Genomic DNA, 12,858 nt, shown 5'->3' on the forward strand with positions numbered 1-12,858 from the left:
AATGCGAGTAGATTTTCTTAAAGACTTTGATGTAAGAATGAAGAAAGTTGGAGCCTATGTTCTGCTTTGTAAAAATAGTATGTTTAAGAATGTATGGAAGAATTATGGCTTTGAAGAAACTCATGAATACATAAATTTAATTTTTGCAGTTATGCTTTACATAATGGAGGAGTCACTAAAGGATGAATACTGCACTATGGATAGCATAGGTAGCTTTATTGATGATGTTAATATGAAGTACTTTAAAAAGTCTCTAAGTTATGAAGAATGCAAGGAACTAGGGGAATTCATAGTAAATGTAGTTCTATGTGATGAAGGAAAGGCAATGTACTTTAAGGGCTTTGATTTTAAAGAAGTGGAATACACGGATATATATATAAGTTTTGTTTCTAATAAGATAGTTTATGTTGATGATGTGGTAAAGAGAACATCTTATTATTTAACAGATGATGGGTATTCACTGCTTTTATCTACTTTAGAAATAGAAAGCAATATGAAGCTCACCATACATGAAATGATATTTAAGCTTCATCTTGAAAAAGCTAATTATGATAAGGCTGTAGATGATGTTAAGAATATATTTAATCTTCTTAGAATACAGCTTCAAAAAATGCATGATGCTATACGCAGAATTAGGCAAAATGCTCTTAACTATTCTGTAGAAGAATATAGACAATTATTAGAAGGTAATATGGATTCTTTAAATACAACAAGAAAGAAATTTAATGAATATAGAAATATGGTTAACCTTAAAATACAAGAGATTAGAGAGCAGGATATTAACGTTAAAAAGCTTAGTGGCAAGGAACTAGAAAATCTGAAATTCTTAGGAATAATTGAGCAGTATCTTGGTCGCGCAATGGAAGAGCAGCAAAAGATATTAAACACTCATTTCGATTTTAAAAGTGTTTACTCAAAAGAATTAGAGGAAATGGCTTCAATGTCGCTTATAAAGAGATTTAATATAGGGATCGATATATATGACAAGATTATGGAGGACAGCTCAAAGCTGGATACTATAGACTACATTTTAAGGCCGTTATATAGAGCACCTATTACTAAAATATATAACCTTAATAAGTGCTTGCAGTATCAGAAAACCATAAAGGCAAAAGAACTTGAAGAAGATGAGGTAGTATCTTTTGAAGAAGGTCATTTTATACAGGAAAAAAGAGAAAAAGCAAGAGCAAAGCTAGCGAAATACAGAAGCTCCTTAAAAATGATTTTAGAATTTGCTAGCGAAAAAGAAGAAATATCTCTTAAAGAAATATCAGAAAAAATTAAAATGGATAGTAATAGTAAGGAAGTATTAATACCAACTGTTGAGATATTTAGAGAAATAATAATTGAACTTTTAAAGTATAAACATATTGATATAGCAGAGCTTAAAAAAGAAAAAGAAGAAACCATATCAGAAAAAGAAAAATTCGAATTTGAGTTAAATGAAACTATACTAGATTTAGTATGCGGTCAAATAGAACTTAGTGATATTAAAAATATTTATATTTCTAAAATAGTGGATAGTAAGGAAAAGATTAAGTTTTACGGACTTCCAAGTGATAAAGGTATAGTTAAAACTGTTATATGCTCAGATGTGTGTTTTAAAGTAGAAAGGTAGTGAGGACAAGTTATGTACAATATAGATGATATAAATACTAGCAACAAAATATTTTATTACTTGATTCAAAGTGGAGAACTTTCAGAGGAAAAGGAAAAAGATCTTTTTAGAATGTATTCTGAAAGTGAGCAGGTAATGAATTTAGTGAAAATACAAGGAGAAAACTCTGGCTGCAAGGTGGAAAAGTACAGTGGTGTTATATATCTTATGCCCAGCGAGGAAAACGATTTTTTAGGATATTCTAAAGGCGCGCTTAAAAAAGAACTTTGTAAGTCTAATTGCAATGATAAGGACTACTATTTATCACAGTTTGTAATACTTACTATGCTAGTCGAGTTTTATGGTTCTCAAGGTAGAACAAGTAAATCTAGAGACTTTTTAAAGGGTGGGGAGCTTTTAAACATAATAAGTAATAGATTAAAAGAGAGCATGGAAAAAGAAAATCTAGAAGAGCAGCAAATCAAAACTGGTATTGCCTATACTAATATTTTAGAACGTTTTGAAGCACTTAAAAGTTCGGACAAGCAAACTACTTCTAGAACCACTAAGGAAGGGTTTATATATACTATACTTAATTTTTTAGAAAATCAAGGACTTATAAATTATGTACAGGCGGATGATATGATAATTACTACCTCAAAGCTAGATAACTTTATGGATTGGAACATACTAAACAAAAACAACTACCAGAGGGTAGTTAAAGCTTTTGGAGGTGAAATTAATGAGTAAAATAAATGCTCTTAGAATTGTAAACTTTAGTTATAATAACAATTCTATGAAGATAGATGATGAGACGTTTGAGCTAGGTGGCGAGAGCACCCTTTTGAGCCTTAGAAATGGTGGGGGTAAGTCTGTAATGGTTCAGCTCATGATGGCCCCTTTTGTAAATAAGAGGTATAGGGATTTAAAAGATAGAACCTTTAAAAGTTATTTTACCTCATCATCACCAAGCTACATTTTAACAGAATGGGTGCTAGATGGTGGCACTTCGCATGTGCTTGTTGGTATGATGGTTAAAAAAAGGCTCATTTCCTCAGATGATGATTCTGGAGAAGATTTAGATATAGTAAGTTTTATACATGAGTATAGAGGGAATAGTAAATATGATATTTACAATTTTCCAGCAGTTGAAGTTGAAAAGAATATTAAGAAAATCAAAAGTTTTACTAACACTAAAGGGTTGCTGGAAGAGCTGAAAAAAGATAAGAACATAAACTTTAATTATTTTGATATGACCACGCCAGCGCAGACTAAGAATTATTTTGATAATTTAAGGCAGTATAAGATAAATAATAAAGAATGGGAAAGCATAATAAAGAAAATTAACATGAAAGAATCAGGGTTATCAGAGCTTTTTCAAGAAGCAAAAAATGTATCAGGGCTTGTGGAGAAATGGTTTATTAAAGCTGTAGAAGATAAGATTAATAAAGATGAAGACAAAATAAAGAATTTCAGTGAAATAGTTAAAAAATACATATATCAGTATAGATATAATCAGTCTAAAATAGAGAAAAAACAAGCTATAGAAGAGTTTAGAATCTGCGCAAGGGAAATATTGGCTGTTTCGGAAATTTTTATGGAGCATAAAATTCACAGTGAAAGTTTGAAAAATAAAATAGCTAATCTTATAAAATATTTAGAAGATAGTTTAAGTCTGGCGCAGCAAAACAAAGAGGAACTAGAGTTTAAAGTCTCACAAATAGAAGCATATATTAGGGATATTAAATATGAAAAGATATCATCAGAGGTATACGCACTTTGTGATAAGGCTAAAGATATAAGTGCAGATAAAGAAATAGCTATAGAAGAAGCCTTAAATATTAATGAAAAAATAAGTGATCTTGAAAAAGCGCAGCAGGTGCTAGAGTGCTCAAAGATATACGGGGAGTATGTTAAAGCCTCAAGAGATGTTCAGAAATATGAAAATAGAATAGATATTGCAAAGGAAAAGAATAAGGATCTACAGCCAGAAAGAGAGAATACAGGCTTTACTTTAAAGAAACATTATGAGAGCAAAGAAAAGGAAACCTCGAAGTTTTTACAAGAAAATCATGAAAATATAAGGACCACAAAAACAAATATAGATGAAGTTAAAAAGGAAATAGATGAACTTAATAAGGAACTTCAGCAAAAGAGCATGGTTAAAGGTGGACTTCAAAGTAATATAAATTCTTTTTCAAAGGAAGAAGAGAATTTTAATAATAGATATAAAAAAGCCTTTATAAGAAACTTAATGGGATATTGTAATGAAGATTTTATAAATAAGGAAACCCTATCATATAGTGAAAGTTCAACTAAAAAAGAAGAAATAATTACTAAGAGCAAAAAATTATATGAAGATAAATCTATTGAAATTAAGGCCAGGGAAAGAGAAAAAGAGGATGTTTCAAAAGAAATAAGTAATATAAATAATGAAATATCCAATATGAAAAATGAGAAAAACAAGCTACTTAAAGAAATAGAAAATAGAAAGAATATTATAAGATATATAGATGTAGATGAGAGTAGGCTCTTTGATAAAGAATATATAATAAATGAGTTTAATAGTAAAATTAGAATTTTAAAAGAAGAAGAAAATAAATTCATTATTAAATTAAATAAGTTGCAACAAGAGGAGAAAAAACTTCAAACGGGAAGAACACTAGAAATTCCAAAGGACATGGAAGAAAAGCTCCGCCTAAGAGATATAAATATAATCTATGGTATGGACTGGCTTAAGAAAAATAATTACAGTGAAGCGGAAAATATAAAATTCATAGAGGATAATCCATTTCTACCCTACTCCCTAATTATGGATCCAGAGGATTTAATAAAGCTTCAAAAAGAAGAGATAGGAGTGTTTACCTCCTATCCTATTCCTATAGTGAAAAGGGAGAGCTTAAAGAGTAAATCTAGTGGAAAAGTTAATAGTTTATGCAGCTTAGAGGATATCACATTTTATGTATCCTTTAACAATGGCCTTATAAATGAAGAAGAGCTAAAGAAATTATTGTGTGAAAAACAAGGTGAAATAACTTCATTAAAGGAAGCTTTAGCAAGGAAGATAAGTGACATTGAGTTTTATGAAAGAAATAGAAGTGAAGTTGAATTTTCTATATTGGATAAAGAAATTTACGAAAACTTAGAGAAACACTTGGAGTTAAAGGATGAAGAATTAATATCCAAGGAAAACACATTTAATATTCTTCGAGGTACCATAGAGGACATAAATAAAATTTTAGAAAAAACAAACAAGACAATAAGAATAGAGGAAAGTGAATTACAAAAACTAAAAAGGGAAATAGAAGATTTTAATTTTCTTTTAAAAAGTTATGAAAGATATACTTTTGATAAGAAAAAGCTAGATGACCTTTCTGAAAATATAACTCAACTGACTAATGATAAAAACATTAAAGAAAAGAATAAAATAGGCCTTGAAATTTCATTATCAAATATCCAAGATGGACTTAGAGATTTAAATGGAAAGCTTAAGAAAATTCAGGATAATTTCAACAAGTACAATCAATATAATCAAGGTGAAATTTTGCAAAAGGATATAGAAGACTTAGAAGCTAGATATGACAGCTTAACTAAGGAAATTTCCACAGATATTCAGCTTTTAGAAGATAGCCTCAAAGATGCAAATGAAAGATTTAGGCTAAAAGAAGAAGATTTAATAGCTAAAGGTAGTGAATATTCTTTAAATGAAATTCAATATAGGGAAGTAACCTATGATAGATTTAAAGAAGAAGAAATAAAAGGCCAGTTAAAGAATCTTAAAGGTGCTATAGCTAAAATCAATAATAAGATAAATGAGTTACAAATAGCTTTTGCAAAAGTTGATACCAATATAGAAAATCTTTATAAAAGAATAAGAGATGATTTTAATAAAGAAACTCCGAAAGCAAGAGAAGAAATATTGGATAGAGATTTTAATAAAAGAACCTTTGAGAAAAGTCATAAGTTAGAAGAAGTTAAAAAGGAAAAATTATTATTAGTAAACACTATAGAAAAACTTGAAAACAATTTATCTAATTTAGAAGAGTTTAAGGATTTCGTTATAACGCAGGAGCTTATAATAGATGTTGAAATTCAAGGGCTTAACAAATATAGCGGAGAGCTTAGGCGTGACTATAGAAATTCATTAGAGGAAGAAGCAAAGAAAAGTCTTGCATTAAGTAATGAAATAAATAGAGTATCAAGAAAACCATTATTTTTAAATGATGATTTCTTTAAAAAGTCCTTAGAAACTATTGAAAGAAGTATAGATAAGCCAGATATTGTAATAGAAAACTTGAACATAACACTAGATGCCCACAAGGCATTAATGGAAAAACTTCAAGCAGATATTGATTTAATAACTAGAGAAAAAGATAATGTAGCTCAAAGCATTTACGAATATGTACTAGAGGTGCATGCAAATATTGGGAAAATTGATAATAACTCCTCAATAAAAATAAAAGATAAATATGTAAAGATGCTAAGTATAAAGCTTCCAGAGTGGGAGTCAAACAGTGAACTTTATAGATTAAGAGTTAATGATTTTTTAGAAGCTCTTACTATAAAAGCACTTGTTAGACTTCAAAGCAATGAAAATATAGAAGACTTAATATCTAAGAGTATTAATACCCGTGACCTTTACAATGAAGTTGTATCTATAAGCAATATAGAGGTTAAATTGTATAAAATAGAAGAGGATAGACAAATTCAATTAGGGTGGAACGAAATTGCACTAAATTCAGGGGGAGAAGGCTTCCTTTCAGCCTTTGTAATATTGTCAAGCCTGCTATCATACATGAGACGCGACGAAACAGATATATTTGCAAGCAATGAAGATGGAAAAGTTCTCATAATGGACAATCCCTTTGCACAAACTAATGCAGAGCACTTATTAAAACCTCTTATGGATATAGCTAAGAAAAGTAATACGCAGCTTATTTGTTTGTCTGGACTCGGAGGGGAATCTGTATTAAATAGATTTGACAATATATACGTGCTGGATTTAATACCATCAAAGCTTAAAAGTGGGTTGAAATATTTAAAATCAGAGCATATAAAAGGGGAAGAATATATAGAAACCATTGTTGCTTCAAGATTTAAATTAGAAGAAGAAGTAGCCGTTGATCAAATGGAACTTTTTTAAAGAAACTGATTGAAATTAATTATTGACAATAATAATAGCAACCAATATAATGTAACAAATGGAAAATTTATAAATACTATGAAGAGAAGAGTAAGTTTTTAAACCTTTCGTCCTATAGTAGGATGAAAGGTTTTTTTGTATTGAATGAAATTAAAAGAGGTGGAATTATAATGGATAACATAATGAGATTAAAAAAAGGAGATTTGATTGGTATATTTTCACCATCATCACCTATAACTTGCACTTGTCCTAAAAGATTTGAAAGGGCAAAGGAATATTTAGAAAACAAGGGGTTTAAAATAGTTGAAGGAAAATCAACAGGAAAATGTGATTTTTATAGATCAGGAAGTATCAAAGAAAGGGCAGATGAATTAAACAGTCTAATTAGAAATGCTGATATAAAATGCATTATGGCTACTATAGGAGGTATGAATTCAAATTCAATTCTTCCCTATATAGATTATGAAGCATTTAAAAGAAATCCTAAAATAATAATAGGATATTCAGATGTTACTGCAATTTTACTTGGCATATATGCAAAAACAGGAATAAATACTTATTACGGACCTGCACTGGTAGCATCCTTTGGAGAACTGTCTCCTTTTGTTGATTGGACTTATAATTATTTTAAAGAAATTACTGTAGATGAAATAAAATTTCCTTATGCTTTAGAAGTTCCGAAATATTGGACAGATGAATGTATTAATTGGGAAACACAAGATATAGACAAAGAAAAAAGAGAAAACCAATGGATTACGGTTTACGGGGGTGATGTTAAGGGGAGAGTAATTGGCGGTAATTTAAATACAATACAAGGTATATGGGGTAGTGAATATATGCCAGCAATAGAAGAGGGGGATATACTTTTTATAGAGGATTCATTAAAAGATGCAGCAACAATAGAAAGAAGTTTTTCCTTTTTAGAAGTAAACGGTATTTTTGATAAAATATCTGGAATAATTCTTGGTAAACATGAATTATTCGATGATTTGAAAACGGGTAGAAAACCATATGAAATTCTTTTGGAAGTATTAGGTGATAGAAAAATGCCATTTATTGCAGAGTTTGATTGTTGTCATACACACCCTATGATAACTTTGCCCATAGGATGTGAAATAGAGCTTGATGCCACAAATAAAAAAGTAACTATTATTGCTGAATGGTAAAATGATATTTAAATACTTAGATAAATAGAATGTTAGGGGGAGTTTAGAATGAGTGATATAGTAAAAGGATATTATGATGAAAATGCACAATATGAATGGGAGAGATTAGACAATCCATATAGAAAAATAGAGTTTCTGAGCACACTTTATCTTATAAATAAGTACTTTCCTAAAGAAGGAATGCTTTGTGATATAGGATGTGGACCAGGAAGATATTCTATTGAAATGCTTAAAAAGGGTTATGATGTAACTTTATTTGAGTTATCAAGTGAAGAGCTTAAACTTGCTAAGGAAAAGATTAAATCAGAAGGATTAAAAGCAGAGGAATTTATTTGTGACACAGCATTAAATATTAATAGATTAGAAGATAAGAAGTTTAATGGAATGCTAATAATGGGACCAATGTATCATCTTTATAAAAAAGAAGATAGATTAAATGTTTTAAAGGAAGCTAAAAAGAAATTAACTGATGATGGAGTAGCATTGATTTCATACATTAACTCAATAGGGACTTTAAAAGCGGGACTTACCGAATTTTATGAGACTTTCGAGGAAATTGAAAATGTATATAACTATTTAGGAGAACAAGTATTTGATGAAACTAAAAGTTTTACGGAGGTATATTTTACAACGCCAGAAGCTGCATTAAGAGAACTAGAAGAAGCTGGTTTTCAAATTATAAGCTATGGTGGGGCAGAAAGCTTCTTAAGTGGGTTACATCTTCCACTTAAAAAGGTTTATGAAGAAAACAGAGCAGTATATGATAACTTCGTTAAGGTTGCTGTAGAGAAGTGTGAACTTCCACAATATAGAGATGCTACGGAGCATTTAAATATAGTTGTTGGGATTAAAAAAGAAAAATAGCAAAATAAATTAATGTTTATAGACTATAATATAAAAATAGTGAACTTTTTACTGAATATTTGCGTTAAAGGATTACTGGGAGTGATTATTATCCACTATAATTCTTTCTTTATATTCTATAGTCATCCTTAAAATGGGTTCTAAGATACTTATTATTTCGCAAATCATTATAGTTACCCTTACTCCTTGGATAATAATACCTGCAATAGCAATAAAAAAAGGGGAAGTAAAGTTTAATGGTGATTTCGAATAATGGACTAATTATACTGTTAGCAATAGTTATTCCTATCTTACTAATCCAAGGGGCATGGGTTTTTTATGATGCAAGAAGACGTAAAGAAAAATATTATTGGCTTTGGGGAATTTTTGCACTGATGGATACGCCAGGTAATCTGCTTATATATCTATTAGTGACACGAGTTTTATTAAATAATAAAAAGAGACATAGTTCTGACGCTTAAAATCAATATCGTCACTTGTCTTTTGTAAATGTTTTTAATTCAGTTTACTCCAGTCCCAACGATTCTTAACTTTCGCTTGGGCCTGTTTATGTTTTTTCGCCATTATCGTATATATAATCTGGTTAAAAATTAATGCAACATAGCCAACTATAAGAGAAATAATATTGGTAGTTTTTGATTTTGATATATTTTGTTTAATCATGGTAATTTCTTCCGCAGATATAACTTTGTCAGTATTAAGTCTTATTGCCAACCCATCAATACTGTGCGCCCCTAAAAGTGCAGATAGTGAGCAGAATAGTCCTACCACACCCAGAAGGATAAGCACTGAAATAATCAACCCACTGTCCGTAATCACAATTCCAACAATTATTTTTTTCACTATGAAGATAATAGTGAAAACCGACAAGATTACACCTAGTATAATATTAATAAATATAAACAAATAATCTCCTCCCTTAATTTTAGTTGAATAATATATTTACATATAAATTATAACATAATTTTAAAATTTTTCAAATTAAAAATGGATATTATTTCTAATAGCAAATAATAAATATTTTCAATAATAAAATGAACTTTTTCCTGAGGGAAGAATGGAAATATTAGAGTTTAATAAAGACTTGAAGTCAGAAGGAACCACCGTTTTTATATCCACTCATATTTTAAGTGATATAGAAATAATTTGTGACGAGGTAAGTATTTTGGACAAAGTTCTTTTAAACTTTAAATGGTTAGAAAGTGTTTCGATAAATGAAAATAAGGCCTCTATCTATGTTATAGAAAATTATTTTTATACAATAGCATTTTTAATTATCTGTAGCATACTCTTTATAATAGCTACTATTTTTAACATGAACAAAGTTGAGGTAATATAATTAAAAGCAGAGCAAAGAGAATACCTATTAATAATTGTTATTTTACCTAAAACAAAAAAGATATCAAAATAAGGGGGTATATATTATGCCAGATAAGGGTAAAAGCAAAGGTACTTCAACTAAGAATAAGGGCAAGAAAAGTGACAAAAAGGAACAAAAAAACAAAGGACCTAAAAAGTAAAAAAAATTCCTGAGCTCAAAGAGTTCAGGAGTTTTTTTCTTAGTGGTGAAACATAGGTAGAATTATATAAGAAATCTTTAGTAAAATACTAAAATTATCAGTAAATTTACAAAATATAAGAGAAAAATGGTTGTAATAAATCAATTTTAAAATCATAATTAATAAGAGGCTTAGTAAATAATATAATAACCACTAATTTATGGGTAATTGCATAAAAGCAGAATAAATCAGAGGAAATTGTAATCTACTGTAGAATATAGTTAAGTGGTAATATGTTTTAATAAAAGCATATGAAGGAGTTGAATCTAATAGCATGGAAATTAAGTATAAAGAAATTAATGATCTAAAAGAGGAGATAGAGATAATTCTTTCTATAAAAGATGAACTATCAAATGAAGAAATAAATAACTTTGTCGACTCCTTTCCTTCATTAACAGAAAAAGAAATAAGAGAAAAAATTGCTGAAATAACTAATAATAATGAATATTTAATAGAGGAAGTAAATATAGAAGAGCATTTTGAAGAAAACCCAATTAAGATACAAAAAAAAGCCTTTGAAAAATGCGAGATAACAGAGAGTGAAGAAATAAAAGAATACAGTGAAATAAAAGAAGAACAAGTCCAGCAAATAATAATAAATAAAATTCAAGAGAGTGAACCAGAAAATGAAAGACAAATAGAAACTGTAGAAGAATTAAATTCTACGTTAATAGATATAGCAGCTATAGTGGGGGAAGTTAAGCATAATCAATTGTGCTTGCAATGGCAATGGCCAGAAAAAGCAAATAAGATTAAGGTAGTTTATAGAGGAGATAGCTTTCCTAAAAGTGCTGAGGATTCATCGGCAGCTACTAGTGTAATAAAAAGAGAAAAAGATGAAAATACAGGAACATTTGTTATTGACAGGATATCAGAAGGGAATTATTATTTCACTATTTATGTTATGGCGGAAATGAATGATAAGGTTTTTTATTCACAAGGTAAACGTCGTCTTATTGTTAACAAAAAACCTATTGAAATATATTATAATTTGAAGATTAAAAGAAGTTTACTCGGCAAGATTAAGTCAGCAGAAATTATGTTTAGTATGGAAGAGGAGGGAGAAATCAAATTACCAGCTATTACGGTGATAGGTAAAAGAGGGAATATGCCGATTCAAAAATTAGATGGTGATGATATATATACTTTTAATGAGGTGGTAATAACTAAAAATAAGCCATCTGTTTTTGAATTTCCTGTAGAGTCTATAAAAAACAATATGTACATAAAGCTATTTGTGGTGAATGATAAAGAGAGTGTAAGATATAGGATAATATCTCCCGCTAGAGAAAAACTTTATTTTAAATAATTGTTATCTATTAGAGAGAATTGCTAGGAGGCATGAAATATGAGCTTATTAAAAAAATCTACTTATATATGTCCATTTTGTTTTACAGAACATAAATTAAGCGAAGTGAATTTTATATGTAAAAATGAACCAAATAAATGTGAAAATGCGAAAAGAGAAATTGTAATGGTTCCAGCTTCTAATGAGGGAAAAAATATTATGCCAAAGGATATGTTCTGTGATTCATGCGGGGAGAGCACAAATGTGAAGGTTTGTCCTACATGCAATGCAGAACTTCCCTACACTATAGGTGAATATAAAGACTTGATTTTTGCAGTAATAGGTGCTAAAGAAGCAGGGAAGAGCCATTATATTGCAGTGCTTATAGATAAAATAATGAACGAAATTGGTGCTGCATTTAATTGCAGTCTGCAAGCCATTAACGATGCTACAATAACAAGGTATCGCAATGATTTTTATTATCCGGTATTTAGAAGTAAAGAAATAATCAGGGTTACACATTCAGCTAAGACAGATGCAACAGTTAGTCAGCCGCTTATATATACTTTAGCCTTTAGAGAGACAAGTATCTTTGGTGGTCTTTTAAAAAGCAAGAGAATTAGTAATGTGGTTACAATAGCGTTTTTTGATACTGCAGGTGAGGATTTGAATGAAGAAGACACCATGAAGTCGGTAAATAAATATATATATAATTCTTCTGGTATTATTTTTTTATTAGATCCACTACAGCTTACTAATGTACGAGATTCTCTTCCAGAGGGAACCCAATTGCCAGAGCAGAATACTGAAATTGAAGATTTGCTTTCAAGAACAGCTAATCTTATAAGACGTGCAAAAGATAAGAAAATGACTCAACTTATAGATATACCAGTGGCAGTGGCATTTTCAAAAATGGATGCAGTAGAGTCCTTACTAGATTCATCTAGTTGTATTAATTACCCAAGTAAACATATAGGTTCAGGAAAATTCAATATTGCAGATTTTGAGGATGTAAATGGTTCAATGGAATCACTTGTAAGAAGTTGGGGTGGAGAAAATTTTGCAAATCAGCTTAGTTCAAATTTTAAGGAATTTGCTTATTTTGGGCTAACTGCTTTAGGATGTAGCCCTGATAGTAATAGTATTAAGAATTTAAGACCTAATAGAGTTGAAGATCCATTTTTATGGTTACTTTGGAAACATAAGCTTATAAAATCAGAAAAGAGAAAGTGAGGCTAATA

At 29.6% G+C, this 12,858-nt stretch carries 10 protein-coding genes; 9 read left to right on the forward strand and 1 reads right to left on the reverse strand.

Annotated elements, in window-relative coordinates; translation table 11 throughout:
• Window position 1 precedes the first annotated feature (1 nt).
• The 6 genes from G9F70_RS12265 to G9F70_RS12290 all read left to right on the forward strand — a co-directional run bounded on the left by G9F70_RS12265 (window position 2) and on the right by G9F70_RS12290 (window position 9,231).
• Complete coding sequence (locus tag G9F70_RS12265; RefSeq protein WP_164946406.1) at window positions 2-1,618, forward strand: hypothetical protein; 1,617 nt, start codon at window positions 2-4, stop codon at window positions 1,616-1,618.
• A gap of 12 nt (window positions 1,619-1,630) precedes the next feature.
• Window positions 1,631-2,347: a DUF6063 family protein gene (locus G9F70_RS12270; RefSeq protein ID WP_164946407.1), complete on the forward strand. Its 717-nt coding sequence runs from the start codon at window positions 1,631-1,633 to the stop codon at window positions 2,345-2,347.
• Complete coding sequence (locus G9F70_RS12275) at window positions 2,340-6,740, forward strand: hypothetical protein (RefSeq protein ID WP_164946408.1); 4,401 nt, start codon at window positions 2,340-2,342, stop codon at window positions 6,738-6,740. The genes G9F70_RS12270 and G9F70_RS12275 overlap by 8 nt, the downstream gene beginning before the upstream one ends.
• Window positions 6,741-6,910: 170 nt before the next feature.
• Window positions 6,911-7,906 (forward strand): S66 peptidase family protein, encoded by a 996-nt coding sequence (locus G9F70_RS12280; protein WP_164946409.1) that lies wholly within the window; start codon window positions 6,911-6,913, stop codon window positions 7,904-7,906.
• A gap of 48 nt (window positions 7,907-7,954) precedes the next feature.
• A complete protein-coding gene (locus tag G9F70_RS12285) occupies window positions 7,955-8,770 on the forward strand; it encodes a class I SAM-dependent methyltransferase (protein ID WP_164946410.1) in 816 nt (271 codons plus the stop codon).
• A gap of 236 nt (window positions 8,771-9,006) precedes the next feature.
• Window positions 9,007-9,231, forward strand: coding sequence for a hypothetical protein (locus G9F70_RS12290; protein ID WP_164946411.1), 225 nt, complete (start codon window positions 9,007-9,009; stop codon window positions 9,229-9,231).
• Between the two features lie 34 nt (window positions 9,232-9,265).
• Here G9F70_RS12290 and G9F70_RS12295 read toward each other — a convergent pair whose 3' ends face one another.
• Entirely contained in the window at window positions 9,266-9,676 is a 411-nt protein-coding gene (locus G9F70_RS12295) for a hypothetical protein (protein WP_164946412.1), read from the reverse strand.
• 151 nt (window positions 9,677-9,827) lie between these two features.
• On the opposite strand from G9F70_RS12295, the gene G9F70_RS12300 reads away from it, so the two are divergent.
• From G9F70_RS12300 to G9F70_RS12310, 3 genes are all read left to right on the forward strand, one after another.
• Window positions 9,828-10,109, forward strand: coding sequence for a hypothetical protein (locus G9F70_RS12300; RefSeq protein WP_164946413.1), 282 nt, complete (start codon window positions 9,828-9,830; stop codon window positions 10,107-10,109).
• A 494-nt stretch (window positions 10,110-10,603) separates the two neighbouring features.
• On the forward strand, window positions 10,604-11,638 hold the full coding sequence (locus tag G9F70_RS12305) for a hypothetical protein (protein WP_164946414.1): 1,035 nt from the start codon (window positions 10,604-10,606) through the stop codon (window positions 11,636-11,638).
• Between the two features lie 39 nt (window positions 11,639-11,677).
• Window positions 11,678-12,850 (forward strand): hypothetical protein, encoded by a 1,173-nt coding sequence (locus tag G9F70_RS12310; protein ID WP_164946415.1) that lies wholly within the window; start codon window positions 11,678-11,680, stop codon window positions 12,848-12,850.
• The last annotated feature ends 8 nt before the right edge of the window (window positions 12,851-12,858 follow it).

Origin of the sequence: Clostridium sp. FP1, from assembly GCF_011065975.2 — a bacterium.
GTDB classification, from domain to species: domain Bacteria; phylum Bacillota; class Clostridia; order Clostridiales; family Clostridiaceae; genus Clostridium_AD; species Clostridium_AD tagluense.

Bases quoted from the DNA above. Each gene is read 5' to 3' on its own strand.
- G9F70_RS12265 (WP_164946406.1), top strand. From the start codon at position 2: ATGCGAGTAGATTTTCTTAAAGACTTTGATGTAAGAATGAAGAAAGTT.
- G9F70_RS12270 (WP_164946407.1), top strand. From the start codon at position 1,631: ATGTACAATATAGATGATATAAATACTAGCAACAAAATATTTTATTAC.
- G9F70_RS12275 (WP_164946408.1), top strand. From the start codon at position 2,340: ATGAGTAAAATAAATGCTCTTAGAATTGTAAACTTTAGTTATAATAAC.
- G9F70_RS12280 (WP_164946409.1), top strand. From the start codon at position 6,911: ATGGATAACATAATGAGATTAAAAAAAGGAGATTTGATTGGTATATTT.
- G9F70_RS12285 (WP_164946410.1), top strand. From the start codon at position 7,955: ATGAGTGATATAGTAAAAGGATATTATGATGAAAATGCACAATATGAA.
- G9F70_RS12290 (WP_164946411.1), top strand. From the start codon at position 9,007: ATGGTGATTTCGAATAATGGACTAATTATACTGTTAGCAATAGTTATT.
- G9F70_RS12300 (WP_164946413.1), top strand. From the start codon at position 9,828: ATGGAAATATTAGAGTTTAATAAAGACTTGAAGTCAGAAGGAACCACC.
- G9F70_RS12305 (WP_164946414.1), top strand. From the start codon at position 10,604: ATGGAAATTAAGTATAAAGAAATTAATGATCTAAAAGAGGAGATAGAG.
- G9F70_RS12310 (WP_164946415.1), top strand. From the start codon at position 11,678: ATGAGCTTATTAAAAAAATCTACTTATATATGTCCATTTTGTTTTACA.